The sequence below is a fragment of the Streptomyces sp. NPDC048257 genome (assembly GCF_043201855.1).
In the GTDB taxonomy this organism is placed as follows: Bacteria; Actinomycetota; Actinomycetes; order Streptomycetales; family Streptomycetaceae; genus Streptomyces.
In genome coordinates this window covers 9,273-33,091 of the sequence record NZ_JBICZI010000034.1, presented here as the reverse complement: position 1 = coordinate 33,091, position 23,819 = coordinate 9,273, and the positions used below count along the sequence as shown (strand labels likewise).

Annotated in this window: 21 protein-coding genes and 1 pseudogene; 10 read left to right on the top strand and 12 right to left on the bottom strand. The window is 72.9% G+C overall.

The window, feature by feature from the left end; all coding sequences use genetic code 11:
- Positions 1–151: 151 nt before the first annotated feature.
- The 4 genes from ACGFZK_RS35185 to ACGFZK_RS35170 are packed head-to-tail and all read left to right on the top strand — an operon-like array spanning position 152 to position 4,051.
- Positions 152–1,375, top strand: coding sequence for an MFS transporter (locus ACGFZK_RS35185; RefSeq protein ID WP_393852891.1), 1,224 nt, complete (start codon positions 152–154; stop codon positions 1,373–1,375).
- A gap of 40 nt (positions 1,376–1,415) precedes the next feature.
- On the top strand, positions 1,416–1,658 hold the full coding sequence (acpP, locus tag ACGFZK_RS35180) for an acyl carrier protein (protein ID WP_393852890.1): 243 nt from the start codon (positions 1,416–1,418) through the stop codon (positions 1,656–1,658).
- Positions 1,655–2,869: a beta-ketoacyl-[acyl-carrier-protein] synthase family protein gene (locus ACGFZK_RS35175; protein WP_393852889.1), complete on the top strand. Its 1,215-nt coding sequence runs from the start codon at positions 1,655–1,657 to the stop codon at positions 2,867–2,869. Before acpP ends, ACGFZK_RS35175 begins: the two co-directional genes overlap by 4 nt.
- Positions 2,870–2,884: 15 nt before the next feature.
- A complete protein-coding gene (locus ACGFZK_RS35170; protein ID WP_393852888.1) occupies positions 2,885–4,051 on the top strand; it encodes an 8-amino-7-oxononanoate synthase in 1,167 nt (388 codons plus the stop codon).
- Between the two features lie 51 nt (positions 4,052–4,102).
- Here ACGFZK_RS35170 and ACGFZK_RS35165 read toward each other — a convergent pair whose 3' ends face one another.
- From ACGFZK_RS35165 to ACGFZK_RS35135, 7 genes and pseudogenes are all read right to left on the bottom strand, one after another.
- On the bottom strand, positions 4,103–5,350 hold the full coding sequence (locus tag ACGFZK_RS35165) for a cytochrome P450 (RefSeq protein ID WP_393852887.1): 1,248 nt from the start codon (positions 5,348–5,350) through the stop codon (positions 4,103–4,105).
- Between the two features lie 207 nt (positions 5,351–5,557).
- Positions 5,558–6,109 (bottom strand): streptavidin, encoded by a 552-nt coding sequence (locus ACGFZK_RS35160; protein WP_393852925.1) that lies wholly within the window; start codon positions 6,107–6,109, stop codon positions 5,558–5,560.
- Positions 6,110–6,413: 304 nt separating this feature from the next.
- Entirely contained in the window at positions 6,414–7,550 is a 1,137-nt protein-coding gene (locus tag ACGFZK_RS35155; RefSeq protein ID WP_393852924.1) for an LLM class flavin-dependent oxidoreductase, read from the bottom strand.
- Between the two features lie 11 nt (positions 7,551–7,561).
- Positions 7,562–8,938 carry an NtaA/DmoA family FMN-dependent monooxygenase gene (locus ACGFZK_RS35150; RefSeq protein WP_393852886.1) on the bottom strand — a complete coding sequence of 459 codons (1,377 nt, stop codon included), beginning with the start codon at positions 8,936–8,938 and terminating at the stop codon, positions 7,562–7,564.
- 61 nt (positions 8,939–8,999) lie between these two features.
- Positions 9,000–10,205: an LLM class flavin-dependent oxidoreductase gene (locus tag ACGFZK_RS35145; protein ID WP_393852885.1), complete on the bottom strand. Its 1,206-nt coding sequence runs from the start codon at positions 10,203–10,205 to the stop codon at positions 9,000–9,002.
- A 162-nt stretch (positions 10,206–10,367) separates the two neighbouring features.
- Positions 10,368–10,670, bottom strand: a complete 303-nt coding sequence (locus ACGFZK_RS35140) for a hypothetical protein (protein ID WP_393852884.1) — start codon at positions 10,668–10,670, stop codon at positions 10,368–10,370.
- Between the two features lie 44 nt (positions 10,671–10,714).
- Positions 10,715–10,891 (bottom strand): annotated as a pseudogene (locus ACGFZK_RS35135) (ABC transporter substrate-binding protein); the annotation flags it as partial.
- Positions 10,892–11,088: 197 nt separating this feature from the next.
- On the opposite strand from ACGFZK_RS35135, the gene ACGFZK_RS35130 reads away from it, so the two are divergent.
- Together ACGFZK_RS35130 and ACGFZK_RS35125 are read left to right on the top strand one after the other, a co-directional pair.
- A complete protein-coding gene (locus tag ACGFZK_RS35130) occupies positions 11,089–11,217 on the top strand; it encodes a hypothetical protein (RefSeq protein ID WP_393852883.1) in 129 nt (42 codons plus the stop codon).
- Positions 11,218–11,354: 137 nt separating this feature from the next.
- Entirely contained in the window at positions 11,355–11,699 is a 345-nt protein-coding gene (locus tag ACGFZK_RS35125) for a cupin domain-containing protein (protein WP_393852882.1), read from the top strand.
- A 54-nt stretch (positions 11,700–11,753) separates the two neighbouring features.
- Here the strand turns inward: ACGFZK_RS35125 and ACGFZK_RS35120 are convergent, their stop codons facing one another.
- Complete coding sequence (locus tag ACGFZK_RS35120) at positions 11,754–15,614, bottom strand: helix-turn-helix domain-containing protein (RefSeq protein ID WP_393852881.1); 3,861 nt, start codon at positions 15,612–15,614, stop codon at positions 11,754–11,756.
- A 159-nt stretch (positions 15,615–15,773) separates the two neighbouring features.
- Positions 15,774–16,139, bottom strand: coding sequence for a hypothetical protein (locus tag ACGFZK_RS35115; RefSeq protein WP_393852880.1), 366 nt, complete (start codon positions 16,137–16,139; stop codon positions 15,774–15,776).
- A 292-nt stretch (positions 16,140–16,431) separates the two neighbouring features.
- On the opposite strand from ACGFZK_RS35115, the gene ACGFZK_RS35110 reads away from it, so the two are divergent.
- From ACGFZK_RS35110 to ACGFZK_RS35100, 3 genes are all read left to right on the top strand, one after another.
- The gene (locus ACGFZK_RS35110) at positions 16,432–16,953 is read left to right on the top strand and encodes a DM13 domain-containing protein (protein ID WP_393852923.1); all 522 of its coding nucleotides are present in this window, start codon (positions 16,432–16,434) and stop codon (positions 16,951–16,953) included.
- A 196-nt stretch (positions 16,954–17,149) separates the two neighbouring features.
- Complete coding sequence (locus ACGFZK_RS35105) at positions 17,150–18,367, top strand: nitrous oxide reductase family maturation protein NosD (RefSeq protein WP_393852879.1); 1,218 nt, start codon at positions 17,150–17,152, stop codon at positions 18,365–18,367.
- Between the two features lie 36 nt (positions 18,368–18,403).
- Positions 18,404–19,462: a methyltransferase gene (locus ACGFZK_RS35100; RefSeq protein ID WP_393852878.1), complete on the top strand. Its 1,059-nt coding sequence runs from the start codon at positions 18,404–18,406 to the stop codon at positions 19,460–19,462.
- Positions 19,463–19,561: 99 nt separating this feature from the next.
- Here the strand turns inward: ACGFZK_RS35100 and ACGFZK_RS35095 are convergent, their stop codons facing one another.
- Complete coding sequence (locus ACGFZK_RS35095) at positions 19,562–19,813, bottom strand: acyl carrier protein (RefSeq protein WP_052873145.1); 252 nt, start codon at positions 19,811–19,813, stop codon at positions 19,562–19,564.
- A gap of 13 nt (positions 19,814–19,826) precedes the next feature.
- Complete coding sequence (locus ACGFZK_RS35090; RefSeq protein WP_393852877.1) at positions 19,827–20,996, bottom strand: SchA/CurD-like domain-containing protein; 1,170 nt, start codon at positions 20,994–20,996, stop codon at positions 19,827–19,829.
- A 146-nt stretch (positions 20,997–21,142) separates the two neighbouring features.
- Between ACGFZK_RS35090 and ACGFZK_RS35085 the strand changes: the two genes are divergently transcribed.
- Positions 21,143–22,852 (top strand): FAD-dependent oxidoreductase, encoded by a 1,710-nt coding sequence (locus ACGFZK_RS35085; RefSeq protein ID WP_393852876.1) that lies wholly within the window; start codon positions 21,143–21,145, stop codon positions 22,850–22,852.
- A 101-nt stretch (positions 22,853–22,953) separates the two neighbouring features.
- On the opposite strand, the gene ACGFZK_RS35080 is transcribed toward ACGFZK_RS35085, so the two are convergent.
- The gene (locus ACGFZK_RS35080) at positions 22,954–23,619 is read right to left on the bottom strand and encodes a TetR/AcrR family transcriptional regulator (protein ID WP_393852875.1); all 666 of its coding nucleotides are present in this window, start codon (positions 23,617–23,619) and stop codon (positions 22,954–22,956) included.
- Between the last annotated feature and the right edge of the window lie 200 nt (positions 23,620–23,819).

The window sequence follows — 23,819 nt, the reverse complement described above, 5'->3', positions numbered from 1 at the left end:
TTATTGCCGTGACGTGCTTGCTGGTACGTTGATCCGGACAACCCCGTTCGTAAAGCCGGTTCACAAGAGCGGCTCGACCTGAAAGGGGGGCAGGGAAATTCGCGATCCTGTCATGCGTGATCCCGCGCAGGGTCGGTCCCCGGGAGGCGTCATGCCCCACAAGGTGATTCTGGCGCTTCTTGCAATCGGCTCCTTTGCCGTCGGCACCGACGGCTTCGTCATCAGCGGGATCCTTCCGCGGATCGCCGGTGAACTGGACGTGTCCGAACCGGTGGCCGGGCAGCTCGTCACGGTGTTCGCCCTGAGCTACGCGATCAGTGCCCCGGTCCTGATGACCCTGACCGCCGGCCTGTCCCGGCGCGTCATGCTGCGCGGCTCGATGGCGGCCTTCCTGCTCGCCAACGTGCTGGGCGCCCTCGCCCCGACGTACGGGGTCCTGATGGCGGCCCGGATCCTGGCCGGGATCAGCGCCGCGCTGTACATGAACACGGCGGCGGCCACCGCGACCGCGCTCGCGGGGGAGCGGTACCGGGGCCGGGCGGTCTCCCTGATCATCGGCGGGCTCACCGTGGCCACCGCGCTCGGGGTGCCCGGCGGTACGCTGATCGGCCAACTCGGCAGCTGGCGCCTGACGTTGGCGCTGGTCGTGGTGCTGGCCCTGCCCGTGTTCATCGGGCTGTTCCGAGTGCTGCCCGCCGTGCCCCAGCCACCGGTGATCAGCATGCGCGACCGGGTGCGGATCGGCGCCCGGCGGCCGGTGCTCCTGTCCGTCCTGGCCAACCTGTTCGCGGTGGCGGGCTGTTTCACCGTCTTCACCTACCTGGCCGCCTTCACCCGCGCCACCACGGGCATGGACGACGCCCGGGTGAGCATCGTCCTGCTGGTGTTCGGTGTGGCGGGCGCCTTCGGCAGTGCCATCGGCGGCCGGCTCAGCGACCGCATCGGGGCGGAACGCACCTTCGTCGGCTCGGTCTCGGGCGTCGTGGTGACCATGGTGCTGCTGGCCGTGCTGGCCAGCTTCTTCGCCTCGCACTCGACGGTCGTGGTGGTGGTCTTCCTCGCGGTCACGATCGCCTGGGGCACGGTCTACTGGGCCGAACCGCCCACCGCCATCCACCGCGTGCTCGACCTGGCGCCGACGGCCCCGAGCGTGGCCATCTCCGTCAACAGCTCCGCCTCGTACCTCGGCGTGGCCCTGGGTGGCGCCGTGGGCGGTGCGGTGCTCGACCGGCTCTCGCCGGCCGCCCTGGCGTGGGCGGGCGCGGGCCTGGAACTGATCGCCCTGGCCCTGGTCGTCCTGCCGGGGCGGTCCGCGGTCAGCAAGGACCGGGCCCAGGTGCTCGAGGGCGGGCCGCCGGAGCCCGCGAAGCGGTAGAACCAGAGAATTCATCCGATATTGGGGGAGGTTGACCATCGTGGCTCACAACGACGTCTTCGACCGGCTCACCACCTGCGCCGTCGACGTCCTGCAGGTCAAGCCCGAGTCCGTGACCCCGGACGCGAGCCTGACCGAGGACCTCGGCGCCAGCAGTCTCATCCAGGTGGAGCTGGTCATGGCCATCGAGGAGGAGTTCGGCATCTCGGTGCCCGACGAGTCGGTGGAGGAGATCCGGACCGTCGGCGACCTGCACCGCCTGATCCTCTCGCTCCTCGCATGATGAACAACAGGGACGGCAGGGGCAGCAGCGACAGCAGGGACACTGGGGACAACGGGGCACGCCGCCGCGTCGCCGTCACCGGACTCGGTGTCGTGAGCGCCTGCGGCACGGGACCCGAGGCCTTCTGGGAAGGCCTCTTCCGGGTACCGCCGACCGGCCACCGGGAACTGACGGACTGGGATCCGTCGCCCTGGATGGAGGTCCGGGAGGCCCGGCACACCGACCGGTTCACCCAGTTCGCCGTCGCGGCCGCCGACATGGCCCACCGCGACTCGGGCCTCACGGAGGTCGACGCCGAACGCAGCGGCGTCGTCGTCGCCACGGCCCTGGCCGGCGTCAGCACCTTCGAACGGCACAGCGTCATCCACCACGAGCGCGGCTCCCGCAGGGTCTCCCCGTTCCTCGTGCCCATGATGATGGCCAACGCCGCCGCCGCGACGGTGGCCATGCGCCAGGGCTGGCGGGGTCCGTGCGAGAGCCCGGCGACCGCGTGCGCAGCGGCCACCCACGCCATCGGACACGCCGCGCGGATGATCGCCGACGGCATCTGTGACCGGGTGCTCGCCGGTGGCACCGAAGCCGCCATCACGCCCACCGTCGTGGCCGGGTTCACCAATATGCGGGCCCTGTCCGCCACCGGCCGCACCCGGCCCTTCGACGCGGAACGCGACGGCTTCGCCATCGCCGAAGGCGCCGCGGTGCTCGTACTGGAGGAATGGGACACCGCGGTGGCCCGCGGCGCCACCCTGCTCGGGGAGGTGCTCGGCTCGGCCGACGCGTACGACATCACCATGCCCGCCCCCGGCGGCGGCGAAGCCGCCCGGTGCATCCGCCTCGCCCTCCAGGACGCCGGGGTGCGCCCCGAGGACGTGCGGCAGATCAACGCCCACGGCACGGGCACCCTGCGCAACGACGAGGCGGAGACCAACGCCATCCTGTCGGTGTTCGAGGAGTGCCCGCCGGTGACCTCCACCAAAGGGGCCAGCGGCCACGCCTTCGGCGCCGGCGGCGCGTTCGAGGCGGTCGCGGTGCTGCTGTCCATGCGGCACGGGCTGATACCGCCGACCGTCGGCCTCACCACGGTCGACCCGGCGCTCGCCGTGGACGTGGTGACCGGCGGGGGCCGCACGTGGCAGCCCGGCCCGGCCCTCACCCAGTCCTTCGGCTTCGGCGGCCACAACGGCGTCCTCGTCCTCGGCCCCGCCGGATAGGCCGGGAGCGAGGCGATGGGAACAGAGCGACAGCCGCGCGGCCCGCACGACGTCTTCGCGTGGATCGACGACAGCACGCGCCGCCGGGACCGGGCGGGTCTCACCCGCCGCCTCCAGGTCCGCGGCGCCCGGCCGCAGGCGATCGACTTCGGCGGCAACGACTACCTCGGCCTCACCCGCCACCCCGACGTGGTCCGGGCGGTGGCCGACGCGGCGCTGACCTGGGGCGCGGGGTCGACCGGCTCCCGGCTGGCGACCGGAACCACCGAGCTGCACGCCGAACTGGAACGGGAGCTCGCCGAGTTCGCCGGGGCGGAGGCAGCGCTGGTCTTCTCCTCCGGCTACCTGGCCAACCTCGGCGCGGTGACCGTACTGGCCCGCCCCGGCTCGCTGATCGCCTCCGACGCGTTCAACCACGCCTCCCTGATCGACGGTTACCGGCTGTCGGGCGCGGACGTGGTCGACACCGAGCACGGCGCGCCGCGGGCCCTGGAGCGGGTGCTCGCGGCACGGGAACAGCACCGCGCGGTGGCGGTGACCGAGTCGGTGTTCTCCGTCGACGGCGACCTGGTGGACCTCCGGGCCGTGCTCGACGTCTGCCGCCGGCACGGCGCGGGCCTGCTCGTCGACGACGCGCACGGGTTCGGCGTCGTCGGCGAGCGGGGAGAGGGCGCGGTGGCCGCCGCCGGGCTGGCCGGCCGCCCCGACGTCGTCACCACCCTGACCCTGTCCAAGTCCCTGGGCGCGCAGGGCGGCGCGGTGATCGGCCCCCGCCGGGTGATCGAGCACGTCATGAACACGGCCCGGAGCTTCCTGTTCGACACCGGACTCGCCCCGGCCGCGGCCGCCGGAGCCCTGGCGGCGCTGCGGGTCCTGCGCGACGAGCCGGACCGCCCGGCCCGGACCCGCGCGGTGGCGGTGGCCCTCGCCGAACGCCTGGCGGCGGCCGGACTGCCGGCGACCGAGGCGCAGGCGGCCGTGGTCTCCGTACGCGGGCCCTCCGCGGCGCAGACCGCGCAGTGGGCGCAGGACTGCCTGGCCGACGGTCTCAAGGTGGCGTGCTTCCGCCCGCCCTCGGTGCCCGACCGGTTCTCCCGCATCCGGCTCACCTCGCGCGCCGACCTGACCGACGCCGAGATCGACCGGGCGATCCGCGTCGTGCTCGAGCACAGCCCCTGGTGAGGCGGTTCCCCGGCCGGGCCGCCGGGGTCGGCCCGCGGCGCGGGCGCCCGGTCAGCCCCGCTCCACCAGGACCTGAAGCGGGGCGCGGAAGGAGAGCAGGGCCAGCATCTCGGGCGCGGTCCGCGCGGAGAGCCGCAGCCGCGGAAGCCGGGCGGTCGTCATCCGCATCACCACATCGGCCTCCATCCGGGCCAGTTCGGCCCCGGAGCAGCGGTGACGTCCGAGGCCGAACGACAGGTGCCTGCGCACGTTGGACCGGTACGGACAGAGCTGCCCGGGATCGTCGAAGACCTCGGGGTCCGAGCCGGTGGACGCCAGCATCAGCAGCAGCGGGGCCCCGGCCGGCAGCTCCACACCGGACACGGTCACCGGCCGGCCGGTGATCCGGCGCCAGGTGGTGATGGGCGGATCCCGCCGCAGCACCTCCTCGGTCCAGGGCGCCACGGCCGCGGGTTCCGCGGCGAACCGCTGCCACAGGCCGGGCTCCCGGAGCGCCCTGAGGCACATGGTGCCGAGCATCTGGGTGGTCGTCATCTGACCGGCGATGATCATGAAATAGACCACCGCGGCCTTCTGGTTCAGGCCCAGCCGCTCCCCGTCCGGCAGCCGGTGCGCGGCGAGTGCGCCGAGCAGCGTGCCGGGCTCGGGCGCGGGCTTCGAGACCAGGGCGGTGAGCCACGCGTAGAACGCGGCGGCCTCGCGGGCCAGGGCCACCTCCCGCTCGCCCCGCGGCCGCCCCCAGAACAGCTCCAGGGAGGCGTCGCTCCAGCGGGACAGGGTGTCGATGCCCACGTCGACGGCGGATTGCAGATCGAGCAGCCGCAGCATCACCCGGAACGGAACGTCCCGCGCGAGGGTGGTCGCCAGATCGCACACGCCGTCGGCGGCGAGCCGCCGCTCGACGTCGTCGAGGGCCTCCGCCACGACCTTCTCGACCATGGGCACGGCGGCGGCCACGGCCGGGGCGTTGAAGAGCCTGGTCATGATGCGCCGATAGCCGGCGTGGCTGTCGGAGCCGTTGTTTGCAAGCGTTTGCGGGAGGTCGAACTTGACCCGCGCGAGGACGCGCAGCGTGGGTACCGAGAATCGCCCGATCGCGTCGATCGCATTGTCCGGGAGGAAATTCTCCGGATCCAGAAGAATGGACCGCACGTCCTGGTACCGGCTTATCAGCCACAGCCCCGTGTTCTCGTCGAACTTCACGGGTTCGTTCTCCCGCAGGGCCGCCATGGCCGGATACGGGTCGCGCGCGTATCCCTGGTCGAACAGATCCACACTGTCCACGGGTATTGCCGACATCACGTGAATTCCACCTTCCCCCGGTCGGAGGTATCGAGCCTCGGTGACCACGCTTGATACCGGCCGGGGAAGAACCTGTGTGAGACGCCTCTCCTGCGGACGCCGCCCGGGGCGGATCCGCGGGCGGCGGGCCGTCCGGAGGAAGGCCTCCGGGCGGCCCGCACGCATGCGGTCCGGGATCCCGGACCGTGGGGTGCCCGGACGCGCCTACTGCTGGGCGGCGTCGAGCGGGCTGCCGTTGTTGACGCCGGCCTTCTTCGCCGCGTCGATGGAAGCGGCCGAGGGCTTCACCTTGGTGAAGGTGTCGTGGCCGACCAGGGTGGACTTCCAGGCATTGGCCTCGGTGGTGCCGGAGGTCAGCAGCCACTGGGTGTTGATCCGCGCCTCGGAGCCGCCGACGTACTGGCCGCTCCATGTGGTGGCGGAGTGGGCGTTGCGGTAGTTATTCTTCCAGGCCACCGTCCAGCCGAGGGCGGTGCCGCTGCCGTCGGTGGCGGGGGTGCTGTCGTAACGACCGGTCAGGACGTAGCGGCTCTCGGCGTTGCCGACGGCCGACTCGTAGGTTCCGGTCAGGCCGCCGTCGGCGGACGCGGTCACGATGAAGGTCGAGCCGAGCTGGTTGTACCAGGTGCCGGTGATGCCGGCATCGGCGGCGGAGACCTGGGTCTTCGAGTCCTTGGCGGAGTCGGCCGACGCACTGGCCGTAATCGTGACGGTGGTCAGTGAAACGGCGATGGCTGCAACGGCGATCTTGCGCATGTGAGACACGAACATTACTCCCGTAGTTGTTGCCCGGCGGGAGGCGTGACGCGCATGTGGCGCGCGCCGTCCGCATCCCGCCCGTCAAGGTTTGTGACCTCGGCCGTGCACCTCGCGGTGTCGGTGAACAAACATCGGTGCGGCATGTGTTCTCGGCGGTAGAACTGGACGGTCGAGGTCCCGGTCGATGATTGCCAAGGCCACATGTTCGGTGTAAATCGTACTATCGATCACGGGGTTCTCAACAACATTTTCTGCAAAGGAATTTCGGCCAAAATATGGCCGGGTTTCATCGGCGACTTCGTCAACTCGCTTCTCGGCGACGCCACTCCTCGGCGAGCAGACGGTAGGAGTTCACCCGGTCGGCGTGGCCGTGCGTGATGGTGGTGATCAGCAGTTCGTCCGCGCCGGTCGCCGCCTGGAGCCGCTCCAGGCGGTCGGCGACGGTCCGGGCGGAACCGACGAACCGGGTCTCCACCCGGTCGGCCACCAGCTGGCGGTCGGCGTCCGTCCAGGGCAGGGCCCGCGCCTCGGCCGGGGTGGGGTAGGGGACGGCCCCCTCGGCCGTCCGGATGCTGCGCACCCAGGCCCCGTACCCCGTGGCCAGTTCGCGCGCGGTCTCCCCGTCCTCGGCCACCACCACGTCGGCGGACACCGTCAGATGCGGCCGCTCCAGCTCGGCCGACGGCTTGAAGGCGGCCCGGTACCCCTCGGCCGCCTCCAGCACCGAAGCGGGACTGACGTGGTAGTTGGCGGCGAACCGGAGCCCGTTGCGTCCCGCGGTCTCCGCACTCACCCCGCCGCTGCTGCCCAGGATCCACACCTGTACGTCGGCCCCCTCGCCGGGGACGGCATGCGCCTCCACCCCCTCCGGGGAGCGGTACTCGCCCCGCAGGAGCGCGAGCACGTCGTCGACCTGCTCGCCGTACTCCTGCGGCCGGGCCCCCGGCAGGTTCAGCAGCTGCTGCTGGAGGGCCACCCGCGGATGGCCCAGCAGATGGGCGAAGGAGAAGCGGTCCGGGATCCGCAGCCCGTTGGTGGTGTACCCGGCCACGACCGGGGTGCCGGGCGGCCCGCCCGGAGCCTCCGGCGCCTGGGGCCGCCCCGCCGAGCGGCCGAGCCCCAGGTCGATGCGCCCGGGGTGCAGCGCGTCGATCAGGCCGAACTCCTCGACCGTCGACAACGCGGTGCGGTGCCCGAGCTGGACGGCGCCCGAGCCGAGCCGGATCGTCGAGGTCGCGGAGGCGGTCAGCGCGAGCACGACCGCCGGGGAGGTCCCGGCGACCCCCGGATTGAGATGGTGCTCGGCGAACCAGTAGCGGGCGTAGCCGAACTCCTCGGTGCGACGGGCGAGATCGATGCTGCGGTGCAGGGCCTCGGCGGCTGTGGAGCCGGACGACACGGGAACGAGGTCGAGGACCCCGAGGGGGATGCCGGGAATGGCCGGACTCCTTAGAGGACGGGGGAGGTGGCGGCCGGGACGGCAGGGACCGTGAGGCCGAGGTGCTCGCGCAGGGTGGCGCCCTCGTACTCGGCGCGGAAGACCCCCCGCTCCTGGAGCAGCGGGACGACGGAGTCCGCGAAGCCGTCCAGGCCGCCCGGGGTGATGTGGGGAACCAGGACGAAACCGTCGGCCGCGTCCGCCTGTACCAGGTCGTTGATCGACTCGGCGACCGTGGCGGCGGAGCCCACGAAGGTCTGGTCGGCGGTGGTCGCGATGACCAGCTCGCGGATCGACAGGTTCTTGGCCCGGGCCAGCTCGCGCCACTGCCGGGCGGTGGCCAGCGGGTCGCGGAACTGCCGGACGCTCGCCCGCCCGAGGGCGATGGTGTTCTCCCCGACCTCGGGGTCGGTCTCGGGCAGCGGGCCGTCCGGATCGTAGGCGGACAGGTCCCGGTTCCAGACGTGCTCCAGGAACCTGATCGCGGTCTGCCCGCTGACCTGGAGCCGCCGCACCTCGTGGGCGATCTCCCGCGCCTCGGCGTCGGTGTCCCCGAGGACGAAGGTGGCCGCGGGCAGGATCTTCAACTGGTCGTGCGTACGGCCGTGCCGGGCGAGCCGGCCCTTGACGTCCGCGTAGAACCTCCGCCCCGCGTCGAGGGTCCCGTCCCGGCCGAAGATCGCGTCGGCGTCGGCGGCGGCGAACTCCCGGCCCTCCTCGGAGTCGCCCGCCTGGAAGATCACCGGCCGGCCCTGCGGGCTGCGCGGCACGTTGAACCGGCCCTCGATGTCGAAGTGCTGCCCCCGGTGCGCGAAGGCCCCGGCCCGGGCGTCGCGCAGGAAGAGGCCCGAACCGGCGTCGGCGGCGATCTCGGAGCCGTCCCAGGAGTCGAACAGCTCGGTGGCGGTCGCCAGGAACTCCCGGGCGCGGGAGTAGCGGTCCTCGCGCGGCAGGAATCCGCCGCGCCGGAAGTTCTCGCCGGTGAAGGCGTCCCAGGAGGTGACGACGTTCCAGGCGGCCCGGCCCTCCGAGAGGTGGTCGAGCGTGGCGAACTGGCGGGCCACCTCGTAGGGCTCGTTGAAGGTGGAGTTGATGGTGCCGGTCAGGCCGATGCGCTCGGTGACCGCCGCCAGGGCGGCGAGCACCGTGAAGGTGTCGGGTCGGCCGACCACGTCCAAGTCGTATATCTCGCCGCCCTGTTCCCGCAGGCGAAGCCCCTCCGCGAGGAAGAGGAAGTCGAACTTGGCGCGCTCGGCGGTCTGTGCGAAGTGGATGAACGAGTCGAAGTCGATGTGGCTGCCGGCGGCCGGGTCGCTCCACACGGTGGTGTTGTTGACGCCCGGGAAGTGGGCCGCGAGATGGATCTGCTTGAGCGGCTTGCTGCTCATGGTTCGTCCTTCCGGAGGGTCCGGGTCGGGCGGCGGGTCGGGCGGCGGGACGGGCCGGCGATCAGGCGGCCGACCGTGCGTAGCGGCTGGCCGGGCGGTCCAGCCCGAGCAGGCCGCGCAGGGTGTCCGCCTCGTACGCCCGGCGGAAGACCCCGCGCCGCTGGAGCTCCGGCACCAGGGACCGGGTGATGGCGGGCAGGTCGTGGGCGATCACGCCCGGCCGCAGCAGGAAGCCCGACAGACCCGCCGCCCGCTGCTCCAGGAGCAGGTCCGCCAGCTGCCCGGGGCTCCCGGCGAAGACCGCGCCCTCAGCGCCGTACGGGAGACCCGCGAGCGCGTCCAGGCGCTCCAGCCGTGCGACGGCCGCCGGAGCGTCCGCGTCCAGGAACACCGTGAGGTCCCCGAAGAGGTGCAGGGGGACCGCGGTGCGCCCGGCCGCCTCCCGCGCCCGCCGGACCGAGGCTACGGCGGCGCGCGTACGGTCGCCGTCGTGCGCGGGCACGTACCCGACGTCGGTGGACCGGGCGATCAGCGCGTACGAGGCCTCGCCGTCGCCGGACGCGCTGACGACGGGCTGCCCCTGCGGTGGGCGCGGGGTGATCGACGGCCCGCGGACGCTGAAGTGGCGGCCCTCGAAGTCGATGTGGTGCAGCTTGTCGCGGTCGACGAACCGGCCCGTGGCCGCGTCCCGGATCTCGGCGTCGTCCTCCCAGCTGTCCCACAGCCGCCGGATCACCTCGACGTGGTCGGCGGCCTCCCCCCACAGCTCCCCCCACAGCTCCCCGTGCAGCTTCCCGTCGGCGGGCGCAGGGCTCCGGCGCCCGAAGTGCCGTGCCTCGTGGGGGAGTCCGGAGACCTGGATCCGCAGACCGGCGCGGCCGCGGCTCACGTGGTCGAGCGTGGCGACGGCCTTGGAGATGTGGAAGGGCTCGGTGTGAGTGGCCGTCACGGCCGGGACCAGCCCGATCCGCCGGGTCAGGGGGGCGACACGGGCGGCGGTGAGCACCGCGTCCAGCCGCCCGCGGACCCGGTCCGTGCGCTCGTCGGATCCGGTGGGCGTGGAGGACTGGAGGGCGAGGCCGTCCTCGAAGACGGCGAAGTCGAGCAGCCCCGTCTCGGCCTCGGCGGCGAGGCCGGCCCAGTAGCGGGCGGTGAAGAGTTCGCCGGGCCGGGCACCCGGCTCGCGCCAGGCGGCCGGGTGCCGGCCCGCGCCGTCGAGGGCGACGGCGAGGTGCAGGAGTGCCGGGGGCGATGAGGAATCGGACACGTGGAATAGCGCCTTCCTGCTCGGCGTTCGGAAAGGAAGCCGATGCGGGGTCACGTCTCCGGACCGCCATCGAATTCTCCCGAAAACGCTACGCCCGGCACCGATGCCATACAATGACCGGAATATTAAGAGAAGTTGGCAGTGATGTTGCCCGGGCGGCGCTCAGAGCCAGGGGAACTGCTCGGCGGCGTACCGGTAGGCGCGGAAGACCGGGTTCTGGGCGCCGGCCGAGGACTCCAGGCCCACACCCTCCCCGAAGGACCGGAACTGCGGGACGACGAACTCCCAGACGACGTCCCCTCCTGGGGTCACCTCGAAGAGCCGCCCGAAGGAACCCTCCGCCACGAAGGTGTTCCCGTTGGGCAGGCGCTGAGCGCTGGACATGTACGGGCTGAAGAAGTTCTGCGGCGGGTTGTCCTCGCACGACCGCACCTCCGCACCGGTGCGCGGGTCGAGCTCCAGCACCCGCGAGTCACGGTGACGTCCGCCGCGGTGAGCTGCGCCGACGCGAGCATCCGCGACAGCGCGTACTCGACGTTCGTGCCCTGCGGGACTCCGGCCTTGCGGCCCTTCAGCGCGGCGAACCCGGTGATCTGCCGGCCGGTGCGGGTGAGCAGCCGCCAGTCGGAGAACCGGGACAGGCCGGCGACGACCCGCAGCTCACGCCCGCCCAGTTCGGCCGCCACCAGCGCGAGCAGGGCCACCGAGGCCCCGTAGCGCAGCGCCGCGAGCAGGGCGGGAGCGGCGGCGGGCAGCAGCACCTCGGTGAACCGCCGGTGCAGCGGGGCCCCCAGCGACCGGGCCGCCCCGCAGAGGGGAGACCGGCACCCGGGACACCCCGTCGTGGACGTACAGCCAGACGGCGAGCAGGACGGCGTACGCGATGAGCAGCCGCTTGGCGCTCTCGCCGATGCCGAACCAGGCGGTCGCGAGCGGCACCAGCGCGATGGCCGGGATCGGCCGGAGGAAGGAGACCACCGGCGTGATGGCGGCGGACACCTTCGGCAGGTAGCCGGTGGTGAAGCCGAGCGCGCTGCCGATGACGGCGCCCAGCGCGAAGCCCTGTCCGGCCCGGGCCAGGCTGGCCGAGGTCGGCGGCCAGGGCGCCGCTGCGGGCGCTGTCCGCCAGGGCCGCCGCGGTCTCGCCCGGTGTGGGAAGCAGTCCCGGGGCGACTGCGCGACCCCCAGGTGATCCGGGTGGACGAGGCCGCGGGCCAGGTCGCCCAGGTGCTCATCCCCGGCGGGCGCAGCACCCTGATGGAGGCGTACGAGCACCACTTCGAGCCCGGCCGGGGCGAGCGCGGCTGGTTCGAACACCCCGGTGAGGACCTCCTCTACGTCCTGGAGGGCGAGATCGTCCTGGAGATCGAGGGCGAGGAGCCGCTGACCCTGCGCGCGGGCCTGAGCGCCCACCACCGGGGCGAAGTCCCGCACCGCTGCCGCCTGTCGGGGCCGGCCGCCGCACGCACCCTGCTCGTCATCGCGAACGCCTGACCCGGGGATTCCTGCCGATCAGGCCGGACCCCCGGCCCGACGGCAAGACACGGCCTAAGCCGGACCCCCGTCCCGCCCCTCGGAGCCGGCGGACTCCCGCAGCCGGCCGATCGCCGCCAGCCGCGTCCCGACGTCCAGGTCCCACAGTCGTACGGTGCCGTCCGTACTGCTGCTGGCCACCGTCCGCCCGTCGGGGGCGAAGACGACGCCCCACACCGCGTTCGCGTGACCCGACAGCGCGGCCACCGTCCGGCGCCCGGCCACGTCCCACAACCGGACCGTGCGGTCGTTGCCGCTGCTCGCGAGCGTCCGGCCGTCGGGGGAGAAGGCGATGCCCCGCGCGGAGCCGGTGTGCCCGGCCAGCGCCGCCACGAAGCGGTGCCGCCGGGCGTCCCACAGACGCACGGTGCCCTCGTTGCCGCTGCTCGCGAGCGTCCGCCCGTCCGGGCTGAAGGCCACACCGCGCACCGCACCCCGGTGGCCGGTGAGCGTGGTCAGCGGGCGGCGCCCCGCCACGTCCCAGAGACGGACCGTCAGATCGTCCCCGGCGCTCGCCAGCGTGCGACCGTCGGGGCTGAACGCCACGTCGTTGGCGAAGTCCGTATGACCGGCGAGCACCGCGAGCGGGCGGCGCCCCGCGACGTCCCACAACCGTACGGAGCCGTCCGACCCGGCCGAGGCCAGGGTCCGCCCGTCCGGGGCGAAGGCCACCGCGAAGACCGTCCCGCCCTGGCCGGTGAGCACGGCCGACCGGCCGCGGGCCGCCGTGTCCCAGAGCCGGATCGTGCCGTCCGAGCCGGCCGAGGCCAGGGTCCGCCCGTCGGGGGCGAAGGCCACCGAGAACACCGTCTCGCTGTGCCCCGCGAACGTGGCCAGGACCCGGCGCCCCGCCACGTCCCACAGCCGTACCGCGTGATCGGCCTCCGCGGTGGCCAGCCGCTTCCCGTCCGGGCTGTACGCGGCGTGCCAGACCTCCGTGAACGGCCGTGAGGCCAGCACCGCGCCCCGCAGGTCCCACAGCACCACCGACTGGTCGAACCCGGCGGTGGCCAGCACCGCGCCACCGCTGTCCACGGCCACCCCGAGAACGTAATCGGTGTGCCCGGCGAGCGTCGCCGTCGGCCGGCCCCCGGCCACGTCCCACAGCCGGGTCGTACCGTCGCCGCCCGCGCTGACGACCGTCGTCCCGTCCGGGGTGTAGGCCACCCCGTTGACGTCGTCGCTGTGCCCCGTCAGCGTCGCGGTCGTCCGCCGCCCGGCCACGTCCCACAGCCGTACCGTGCGGTCGACGCCCCCCGTGGCGACCGTCCGGCCGTCCGGGGCGAAGGCCGCCCCCAGGACCTCGTCGGTGTGCCCGGTGAGGACGGCCAGCGGCTGCGCGTCCACCGGATCCCACAGCCGTACGGTCCGGTCGGCGCCGGCCGACACCAGCGTCCGGCCGTCGGCGGCGTACGCCAGGGCGTTGACCCGGCCGGTGTGGCCGGTGAGGGACCCGACGGCGAGGTGCTCCCCGGCCGTGTCCCACAGCCCGATCGTCCCGTCGGCGCCGGCGACGGCCAGCGTCCGCCCGTCGGGCGCGAAGGCCACGGCCCGGGCGCCCGCCGTCCTCGCCGGGAGCTGCGCCCGCGTGCCGTGGCCGGCGGTGTCCCACAGGCGCGTCGGCCCGTCCGTCGACGTGGCCGCGAGCATCCCGCCGTCGGGGCTGAAGGCGACCGCGCGCACCCGCCCGGGCATCGTGAAGGTGGCGGTCGTCCGGCGGTCGGCCACCCGCCGCAGGGTCACCGTCCCGTCGGAACTGGCCGTCGCCAGCGCGCCGTTGCCCGGGGCGAAGGCCACCGCGTTGACCGGCCCGTCGTGCCCGCCCAGGCGGGCGATGAACGGCTGGGACTGGGTGCTCAGCAGCGCCCCGCGCGCTTCGCTCGTCGGCGAGGCCCGGTACGCCTCCCCGGCCAGCAGTATCGACGCCTCGGGCTGGCCCGCGGCCAGCGCCGCGGACTGCAGGGCGAGCGCCCGCGAACGCGCGACGCGCTCCTGGCCGAGCGCGCCCGCTCGCTGCTGGTACGCCAGGCCCCCGGCGCCCACGGCGAGGACCAGCAGGACGACCAGCGTGGCCAGCATCCACTGCCTGAGCCGCACCTGACGCCCCGCCTGCCGCTCACGGCTCTCCTGCGCCTCCCGGCTCGCCTCCAGGAAGGCGGCTTCCAGCGGGCCGAGCCGGCTCCGGCCGTCGTGCTCCTCGGCCCAGGCCCGGGCGGTGTCCAGCCGGGTCCCGCGGTGGAGCGCCGACGGGTCGCGGCCCTCGCGCTCCCATTCGGCCGCGGCATGGGCCAGTTGCTGGTGGATCAGGAGCCCGGCCCGGTCGGCACGGATCCAGCCGCGCAGCCGCGGCCACGCGTGCAGCAGGGCCTCGTGGGTGATCTCGACGGTGTCGCTGTCCATGGTGATCAGGCGGGCCCGCACGAAGGTGTCGAGGGCGGCCGCGGCGGGGCCCGCGTCGGCCAGTTGTTCCATCAGCGCGGTCCGGCTCATCCGGCGCCGCGTGGCCCCCGTACCGTCGGCTACGTGCACCAGCCGCACCAGGACGCGGCGGAGGGTGTTCTGCTCGGCCGGGTACAGGCGGGTGAACACCTCCTCGGCGGTACGGGCGATGGCGCCCTGGATGCCTCCGGTGCGCTCGTACCCGGCGACGGTCAGGGTGGCGCCCTCGCGCTGGCGCCAGGTGGCCATCAGGGCGTGGGAGACCAGGGGCAGCACCCCGGAGGGCGTCCGGTCGGGCGGATCGTCGCGCAGGCCCACGCCGCGCAGGCCGACATCGCGCAGCAGCAGCGGGAACAGCCCCGGTTCGAGGGTGAGACCGGCCAGCTCGGCCGGCCGGGTGATCGATTCCCGCAGCTCCGCCGGGGACATCGGGGGCAGCACGAACAGCCCTCCGGTGAACACCGGGGCCAGCTCGGGCAGGTCCAGGCAGTTCCCGGAGAAGTCGGCCCGTACGCCGAGCACCACGACGGCCGGGTCGAGCCCGTCCGGCTCGGCAGGGGCGGCCGCCAGGGCGCAGAGCACCCGTACGAAGGCGCGCCGCTCGCCCTCGTCGGAGCAGAGCGTGAACAGCTCCTCGAACTGGTCGACGAGCAGCACGGGACGCGGGGGCGGCGACGTCCGGTCCGGGCCGTCCGCCGGCGGACGGAGCGACAGCCGCCGGACGGCCTCGAGCAGCGCGTCCGGCCGGTCCCGCACCTCACCCGCGGTGACGCCCGGATCGCCGCCCAGGACCTTGGCGGCGCAGTCCAGCAGCTCCTCCAGCGGATGCGCGGTGGGCGTGAACCGCAGCACCGGCCAGCTGGCGGAGCCCGGCATGGGGAAGCCGCCGCGCCGCAGCGCCGGTACAAGACCGGCGTTGAGCAGGGAGGACTTGCCGGCGCCCGACGGGGCGAGCAGCATCAGCGGACCGTCGCCGATCCGCTCGAAGAGCCGCTCGATCAGCTCGGCCGTCGCCCGCTCCCGCCCGAAGAACCACCGCGCCTCCCGCGCGGTGAAGGCCGGCAGGCCGCGGTAGGGGCATTCGCCGTCCGCCTGCGGACCGGTGTGGGCATCGGCGTCCCCCCGGCCGATGCCCACACCGTCGCCGTCGGCGCCGCCGTCGGCGCCGCGCGGACCCGTTTCCCGGACCATCCGCAGAAGTTCACCGCCCGCCCGCAGTACGTCGTCGCAGCGCCGCGCGACGTCGACGGTGACGCGCTTCGAGCCGGTCTCGATCTTGCTGAGGTAGCCCTTGCTGTAGTGCGTCTGCCGTGCGAGGTCCGCGAGGGACAGGCCGCGTTGCACCCGCAGACGTCTCAGCTGTGCGGGAAAGGGCATCGCGGCGTCGTCGGACGCGTGCTGGTGACCGGTCTTCCGCCGGCGGTCCGGATCTCCCACGACATCCCCCATGGCAACGCGCGCCCAGGCAGCGGTACGGCAGGGCCCAGGCTACAGCGGGGGTGGGACGGACGGCCGCCTCTTCGGGCCGGTACGACCAGCACACGAGCTTGCGGAGCCGCCCGGCCGGCGGCTCCGGAAACTGCCGTGACGGGACGGTCAGGGGCGGTTCAGCCGGACCGAGTTGACGGGTGTGAGGTTGGCGTAGACACCGGTCTTGGCGGCGATGGGACTGCCGCAGCCCGAGCCTCCGGAACCCGTGCACAGATTTGCGGTCGCACCGCTGTGCTGGTTGTTGAGGACCCAGTGGTTCCCGTACTGGTTGGTCAGGTTGTGGGCCCCGTAGGCGTAGAAGACGTGCGTCGGCTTGACGGCGGGGTTCTGGTCCTGAGGGTAGATGCAGACCGCCCCGTCCGGGCAGCCGGCCCACGCGTCGGCCGGCTTCGCCTCGACCGTTCCGCTGAGCGCGAGAACGGCGACGACGGCGGTGGCGAGCGCGGCGGCGCCGCGGAACATCTTGCGCATGATTTCCCCTTGTGGTGCTTGCCTCGTGCTGACGGCTTCAGCCTGCCCCGGCCCCGCACCGGGGTCGACGGGTTGCCCGTTGCCCATCCCCTGCGTATCCGGGAAACCCCGTCCCACCAGCCCGAACGCCGAGCAGGGGGCAACGGCCCGGGGCGGGGACGTAAGACTTCTCTCATCGGAGCGGGCATGGCGCACGGCGTCCCGACCGCGTTCAATCCGTGGGGACGGACAGAGTGAGGAAGAGGGATCGGCAGTGACCAGGACAGTGGCAGGGACAGGGCGGCGCGGACGACTGTGGGCCGCAGTGGCGATCGCGGTGACGGTGGTGCTGGCAGCGGGGCTCTACTGGTTGCAGCCGTGGAAGCTGTGGCAGGACGAGACCGTCCGGGAGGCGCTTCCCGCCGCCGCCGCGCCCTCGGGCCCCGGCGCACCCGCGGCCGTACCGGGTGCCCCGGCCGCCCCGGTGACCGTCGCCCGCGGGACGCTCATCAGCCACGAGCACAGCACCACCGGCCAGGTGGAGCTCATCCGGCTCCCCGACGGGTCCCACACCCTGCGCCTGACGAACCTCGACACCAGCAACGGCCCGGACCTGCGGGTGTGGCTGACCGATGCTCCGGTGAAGGAGGGCGTGGCGGGCTGGCGCGTCTTCGACGACGGCAAATACGTCAGCCTCGGCAAGCTCAAGGGCAACAAGGGCGACCAGAACTACGCCGTCCCCGCCGACGTGGACGTGGCCGGATTCAGCAGCGTCACCATCTGGTGCGACCGCTTCGACGTCTCCTTCGGCGCGGCGGGTCTCGCCGCCGTGTGACGCGTCCCAGGGGGGTGGCCGGGCCGGGCGACACGCCGTGGGGCCGGAGCTGATCGGGCGTCACCCCGTTCGGCCGTCGTCCGGAGTACGACTATCCACTCCTCCGGACGGCAAAATGCGGCCGTTTGCCCACGGGATGTGTCCATCCGCTCACACGGTGTGGCGATAGGTCGGAATCGCCCATAACTTCGGCATCGTGACGAACCGACAAATCAAGTCCCTCACGTGCATCGCAGTCGTCATGGCCGCAGGTCTCGGCGTGCTCGCGCCGACCGCTGCCGCCGCCGGGCGCCGAGTGCACCCGGGCGACTCGATCCAGGACGCGGTGAACTCCGCCAGGCCGGGCGACATCATCACCGTGATGCCCGGCACCTACTACGAGAACGTGCTGATCACCAAGAGGCTGACCCTGCGGGGGTGGGGTGCCGGGACGGTGATCAAGCCGCCGGTCACGGCTGGGACGCCGGTGTCGCCGGGCACCCCCGTGTCGCCGGGCACCCCGGTGTCGCCCGTGACGCCGGGCACGCCGGAACCCGGCGCGTCGGGGGCGCCGGTGGCACCCGGGACGCCACCGGCACCCGGCACACCGGTGGCGACCGGGGCGCAGGCCGCGACCGGACGGGCACTCGCCTGCTCACAGGCCGACACCGGCATCTGCGTCATGGGGACGGCGGAGCACCCCGTCGTCGACGTGGACATCCGCAACCTCACGGTCTCGGGCTTCAAGCGCAACGGCATCTGGGCCTCCTACACCGACCGGCTGAGCGTCCAGCGGGTGACCTCCGAGCGGAACGGCACCTGGGGCATCGCCCAGGAGAGGTCCACCCGCGGGCTCTTCCGCGACAACCTCGCCCGTGACAACGCCGAGTCGGGCATCTTCATCGCCAACACCGTCGAGCGGGAGGGCGGCGCCACCGACACCCTGGGCGCCGTGGTCCGCAGGAACACGCTGACCGGCAACCGGATCGGCGTCACCGTCAGGCGCGTCAGGAACCTCGCGGTCTACGGCAACACCGTCACCGGCAACTGCGGCGGCGTCTTCGTCGTCGGCGACGAGGGCGAGCCCGGCGCCGGCGACATGACCATCCGCGGCAACCGGATCCACGAGAACAACAAGTTCTGCAAGGGCAACAGCCGCCTTCCCGACATCCAGGGCGTGGGCATCGTCCTCACCGGGGCGGAGGAAACGGTGGTGCGGTCGAACTCCATCCGCGGCAACGTCGGAGCCTCCCCGCTGTCGGGCGGAATCCTGCTGTTCAAGAGCTTCGTGGGCGCGACGAACACCGACAACGTCATCCAGGGCAACGACGTGCGGGACAACAAGCCGGCGGACCTGGCCAACCAGGGGACCGGAACGGGCAACCGGTTCGTCAACAACCGGTGCGGATCCTCCGTACCGGCCGGGATGTGCTGACGCGTTGTTCCCTCCGATCAGCAGAATCGAGGCCTCATGACCACGGTAAGTCCCACCCCGACCCCGATCCCGGCTCCCCAGCACACCCCGCAGCCGGCCATGCGCCTGCGGGAGCTCGTCTTCGGAGCGGCCTGCGCCGCCGCCGTACGAGCGGCGGCCCGGCTCGCGGTGGCCGACGCCCTCGGTGAGTCGCCCGCCACCGCGGCCGAGCTCGCGGTGGCCGTGAACTCCGAGCCGCTGCCCCTGCAACGGCTGCTCCGCGCCCTGTCCTGCTACGGGATCTTCGCGGAGACGGAGGACGGCAAGTTCGTCCACACGGACATGTCGCGGATGCTGCGCGAGGACGACCCGCAGAGCCTGCGCTACATCGCCCTGTGGTGCACGGAACCCTGGACCTGGCAGGCCTGGCCGCGGCTCGACGACGCCGTCCGGTCCGGCGGCAGCGTCTTCCAGGAGCTGTACGGCAAGGGGTTCTTCGACTACCTGCACCAGGACGCCCACGAGTCGGCCCACGTCTTCAACCGGGCCATGACCACCTCCAGCATGCAGTCGGCGCTGGACGTCGCGGAACTCCTCGACCTCACCGGGATCTCGGTGGTCGCGGACATCGGCGGCGGCCAGGGGCACGTACTGGCCGGGCTGCTGGAGAAGCACCCCACGCTACGAGGCGTCCTGCTCGACCTGCCGGGCGTGGCGGCGAAGGCGGACCCCCGCCTGCGCGACGGCGGTCCGCTCGCCGGGCGGGCCGACATCGTTCCCGGGGACTGCCGCGAGGCCATCCCGGTCGATGCCGACATGTACATCATCAAGAACATCCTGGAGTGGGACGACGACAGCACCCGCAGGACCCTGCGGAACGTCGTGGACGCGGCCCGCCCCGGATCCAGGGTCGTCATCATCGAGAACCTGGTCGACGACACCCCGTCGATGAAGTTCACCACCGCCATGGACCTGCTGCTGCTCCTCAACGTCGGTGGCGCGAAGCACACCAAGGCCAGCCTCTGCGCCCGCATGGAGGACGCCGGTCTGGTGATCGGCGAGATCCGGCCGGTCAACGCGTACCTGCACGCCTTCGAGTGCACCGTGCCCGGGTGACGCCGGCCGGCATAGGACTCGGCACGGCGCGACACGACGCGGCACGCCCTCGGGACCGGCACCGGGCCGGTCTCGAGGGCGTGTGCGGGCGCTTGGTCTTCAGGCCGCCAGGGCGTTGTTGACGAGGTCGAGGAACTCGCGCGGCGACTTGCACCGGTCCGCGTCGGCGGGCAGCGGCCGGCTGTGCCGGTTCTCCAGCTCACCGACGATGCCGAGGAGTCCGAGGGAGTCGAGCCCCCACTCGTCGAAGCCCGAGTCGGGGCGGCTCGCCATGGCCGCGGGATCGACGGTGATCCCGGCACCCTTCTTCATCAGGGCGGCCAGTTCTTCCATGGTCAGTCGAGCGGTCATGTCGGACAACTCCTCAGGCTTGGGCCGGCGTACGCCGGTCGGTGATCAGGCGCATTTCAGAGCGCGCGAGGAAGCGTGAGATCTCCTGGTCCGTGGTCGGGACGCCGTCCTTGGCGCTGTCGAGCAGCCGGGCGAGCACGGCCGCCTTGTGGCCGCCCTCGACACCGAGGGCCAGCGCGGGCCGCGCGTCGAGCGGGCCGCGCAGATCGAGGAGCCGCACGACGATGTCGTCGCGCTGGAACACGGTGCTGCCCACGATCGGGCTCGTCGGGTCGTCCACGGCCGCCTCGTCCTGCCCGGCGAGCAGCCGGGCGAGCGCCATGCCGCATCCGTCCTTCGCGGGGTAGAAGAGGGCGTGCCGCCGGACGTCCGCGGGCGCGCGGCCACCCGCCGCCACATGGTGCACCGCCGGGAGGGCCGCCCGGGTGAAGAACATCCGCGCCGATCCGGGGTCGCTGAGATCCCGGTCCTGCTCCAGGTACGGGTTGATGGCCTCCTCCAGCGCCCGCACCCCGGGCTGCCGGGCCACATGGCGCAGGGCCGCGAGGAGGTCGCCCTCGACCTCGACCGCCCGGACGACGCGGTTGCCGTGCATGAACAGGGAGGTGCGGCGCAGCCGGGTGCTCTCGTCGACCTGGGCCTGCGGGGAGGCGTATCCGGCCAGCAGCTCCGCCACCACCGGCTCGCTGCCCGGCTTCACGGTGAAGGTCAGCGCGTGGCGGACCACGCCGTCCCCGCGCCGCGGTGCGGCCTGGAGGCGGCCCCGGGCCCGGTCCGCGGCCCCCGGGAAGGCGGAGGAGGCGAGGGCGCCGGTCAGGGCGGCGGAATCGGGGCTGGGGCTCTTGCCGGTCTCCCGCAGCACGCTGAAACGCAGCGAGCGGGTGTCCCGTACGCAGCCGTGGAGCGGCTGCACCGACGCGACGTGTTCCTCGCTGTTGACCCAGGCCAGGAACCGCGGTGCGCTCTCCCACTCACTGGTGATGAGCCACTGCGACGGATTCTCGATCGACTGGCACAACTCGTCGCTGATGTGTCCGGGGACGGAGGACACCTGCTTCTGGAGATGTTCGTACACCTCCAGGAACTGATTCTGCGCACCGTCGTACAGATCCAGCAGCAGCACGACCCGAAGCCTCGAGCCGTCGAAGGCGGACTGGGATATCCGTTCCGACAAGGTTGTCATCGTTCACACTCCTTCGAGACCACACGGTCGCCACGGGCGGCGCCACCCGAACCGATCGTTGTCCCGTAATCCCTGCGGCGCGAGATGAGAGAACCAAGCGGGTGAACGGGCGAGGGAACCGGCCTCGTACAGGGCATGGAAGAGCCATGAAGGAAAACGTCGACCACCACGTCCCGGTCCTCATCGTGGGCGGCTCGCTGGTGGGTCTGTGCACCTCGCTCTTCCTCGGCCGGCATGGCATCGGACACATGGTGGTCGAGAAGCACGCGGGTACCTCGATGCACCCACGCGGACGCGGTATCAACGTTCGGACGATGGAGCTGTTCCGGGTCGCCGACGTCGAGGACCGGATCCGGGAGGCCGCCTCGGTCCTGGCGGACAACCACGGCATCCTCCAGGGCGGCTCGCTGACCGGAGACGATCAGGAGTGGCTCTTCGAGCAGATCGACCCGGGCGGCGCGCTCGCGCGCTTCAGCCCGTCGTCCTGGTGTCTGTGCAGCCAGAACGACATCGAGCCGGTGCTGATGTCCGTGACCCCCTCCCTCGGAGCCGACCTGCGGTTCTCCACCGAACTCCTCTCCTTCGACCAGGATCCGGGCGGGGTCACCGCGATCGTGAAGGACCGGGACACCGGGGAGCACAGCACGGTGCGCGCGGACTACCTCGTGGCCGCCGACGGGCCGCGCAGCCCCGTACGGGAGGAGCTCCGGATCGGCCAGAGCGGCTCCGGCGACCTGTTCCACAACGTGAGCATCACCTTCCGGTCCCGGATGCTGGCCCACGTGGTCGGCGACCGGCGCTTCATCGTGTGCTACCTGACCAAGCCCGACGCCGACGGGGCCCTGCTGCCGGTCGACAACAGCGAGCGGTGGGTCTTCCACGCGCCCTGGCACCCGGACCGGGGCGAGACGCTCGAGGACTTCACCGACGAGCGCTGCGTCGAGCACATCCGCCGGGCCGTCGGCGCGCCCGACCTGGACGTCGAGATCACCGGGAAGGCCCCCTGGCACGCGGCCGAGCGGGTCGCGGAGCGGTACGGGGCCGGCCGGGTCTTCCTGGCCGGTGACTCCGCCCACGAGATGTCCCCCACCGGGGCGTTCGGCTCGAACACCGGCATCCAGGACGCCCACAACCTGGCCTGGAAGCTCGCAGCCGTGCTGAACGGTACGGCGGGGCCGGGGCTGTTGCAGACCTACGAGGCGGAGCGGCTGCCGGTGGCCCGGGCGACGGGCGAGCGCGCCTCGGCCCGCTCCGCGGAGCACAGTCACCCGGGGTACGAGCCCGACCCCGAAATCATTCCCGAGGCCGTTCCGGCGCCCCTCCCGCTGTCCGAGCCCGAGGCCGCGGCCGACTCCGCCCCGCGCGGCGCCGCAGGCCGGCAGGGCGGGGTCCTCTCCGTGGCCATGGGCTACCGCTACCCCCGGGGCGCGGTGCTCGGAGCCGACCCCGAGCAGCCCGTCGTGCCCGAACGGATGCGGCTCTGCGGAGAGCCGGGCACGCGCGCTCCGCACATGTGGCTCTGCGGACCGGGGGACCCGGATCCGAAGTCCACCGTGGACCTCTACGAGCGCTCCTTCGTCCTGCTCAGCTCCGAGGACACGCCGTGGCGCGCCGCGGCGCGGTCCGTCGCCGACCAACTGGGCCTGCCCCTGGACGCGTACGCGATCGGCGCCGGGCCGGAGGCCGACCTGATCCCCGCGAACGGCGGCGACTGGACCGAGGTACACGGCACGACCCGGGAGGGCGCGGTCCTCGTCCGCCCGGACGGCTTCGTGGCCTGGCGCTCGTCGCAGGCGGTGGCGGACCCGGAAGCGGTCCTCCACGAGGTCCTGACCACGCTGCTGGACCGGGCCTGACGGACGGCGAAGGGCGCCGCCCCGTGGATCACCGCACGGGACGGCGCCCTTCGGCCTTCGGGGCGCCGAGTTTCGATGTTCGTGGGAGTTCGGGGCGAGCGTCATCCACTCCGGCCGGGCAGCTGGTTCGCCCTTGGAACCTGGTCGAGGCGGCCCGGCAGGTGCGTGCGGGGTGTCTTGCCGATCAGGCCCGCGACATGGTCGGTGATCATGTCGAGGATGTCCGCCGAGATCCTGGGGTCGCCGAGCGCGAGGTGGTTCAGGGTCAGTCCGTCGGTCATCGCGGCCAGATAGCGGGCCAGCACGCTCACGGGCACGCGGAGTTCGAAGGCCACGTGCTCCCGGAGCTGCTCGATGAGTTCGGTGTAGGTGTCGCAGTACCGCTCGTACTGCCGTCGCGCCAGGTGTTCGAAGCCCGGGCGGCGCAGCGCGTACTGGGTGAGCTCGTACGTGAGCATGTGTTCGCCGGGATGGGCGGACACATGGTCCCAGTACGCCTGGAAGCCCGCCCGGACGGTCTCGTGCAGCGTGGCCCTGGGCTGGATCGCCTCCTGCACCCGGATGACGCTGTGATCGGTGATCGCCCCGATCACGGATTCGAGCAGGGCCTGCTTGGAGTCGAAGCAGTAGTGGAAGACGCTCAGCGAGACGCCCGCCTCGGCGCAGATCGACCTGGTCGTCGTCCCGGCGACGCCGTCGCGGGTCATCGCGCGGATCGCGGCCTCGGTCAGCTGCCGGCGTCGCTCGGCCGACGGCATCCGTGCCATGGGCGCTCCTTCCGGTTCCGTGCTGTGCGGGGTGCGGGGTGCGGTGTGCGGTGTGCGGTGTGCGGTGTGCGTGGGGCCGGGGAAGGCGGCCGGGGGGGGGGGGGGGGGCGGCGGGGGGCCCCCCCCCCCCCCGCCCCCCCCCCCCGCCGGGCGCCCGGCGGGTTGGCCCCCCCCCGGGGGGCGGGGCCCCCCCCCGCGGG

Excerpts from the sequence above, each read along its gene's own strand:
- ACGFZK_RS35170 (WP_393852888.1), top strand. The coding sequence starts at position 2,885 with ATGGGAACAGAGCGACAGCCGCGCGGCCCGCACGACGTCTTCGCGTGG.
- ACGFZK_RS35095 (WP_052873145.1), bottom strand. The coding sequence starts at position 19,813 with ATGACCGCTCGACTGACCATGGAAGAACTGGCCGCCCTGATGAAGAAG.
- ACGFZK_RS35185 (WP_393852891.1), top strand. The coding sequence starts at position 152 with ATGCCCCACAAGGTGATTCTGGCGCTTCTTGCAATCGGCTCCTTTGCC.
- ACGFZK_RS35130 (WP_393852883.1), top strand. The coding sequence starts at position 11,089 with ATGAGCAGCCGCTTGGCGCTCTCGCCGATGCCGAACCAGGCGGTCGCG.
- ACGFZK_RS35160 (WP_393852925.1), bottom strand. The coding sequence starts at position 6,109 with ATGCGCAAGATCGCCGTTGCAGCCATCGCCGTTTCACTGACCACCGTC.
- ACGFZK_RS35175 (WP_393852889.1), top strand. The coding sequence starts at position 1,655 with ATGATGAACAACAGGGACGGCAGGGGCAGCAGCGACAGCAGGGACACT.
- ACGFZK_RS35100 (WP_393852878.1), top strand. The coding sequence starts at position 18,404 with ATGACCACGGTAAGTCCCACCCCGACCCCGATCCCGGCTCCCCAGCAC.
- ACGFZK_RS35085 (WP_393852876.1), top strand. The coding sequence starts at position 21,143 with ATGAAGGAAAACGTCGACCACCACGTCCCGGTCCTCATCGTGGGCGGC.
- ACGFZK_RS35080 (WP_393852875.1), bottom strand. The coding sequence starts at position 23,619 with ATGGCACGGATGCCGTCGGCCGAGCGACGCCGGCAGCTGACCGAGGCC.
- ACGFZK_RS35150 (WP_393852886.1), bottom strand. The coding sequence starts at position 8,938 with ATGAGCAGCAAGCCGCTCAAGCAGATCCATCTCGCGGCCCACTTCCCG.
- ACGFZK_RS35165 (WP_393852887.1), bottom strand. The coding sequence starts at position 5,350 with ATGTCGGCAATACCCGTGGACAGTGTGGATCTGTTCGACCAGGGATAC.
- ACGFZK_RS35090 (WP_393852877.1), bottom strand. The coding sequence starts at position 20,996 with ATGACAACCTTGTCGGAACGGATATCCCAGTCCGCCTTCGACGGCTCG.
- ACGFZK_RS35115 (WP_393852880.1), bottom strand. The coding sequence starts at position 16,139 with ATGCGCAAGATGTTCCGCGGCGCCGCCGCGCTCGCCACCGCCGTCGTC.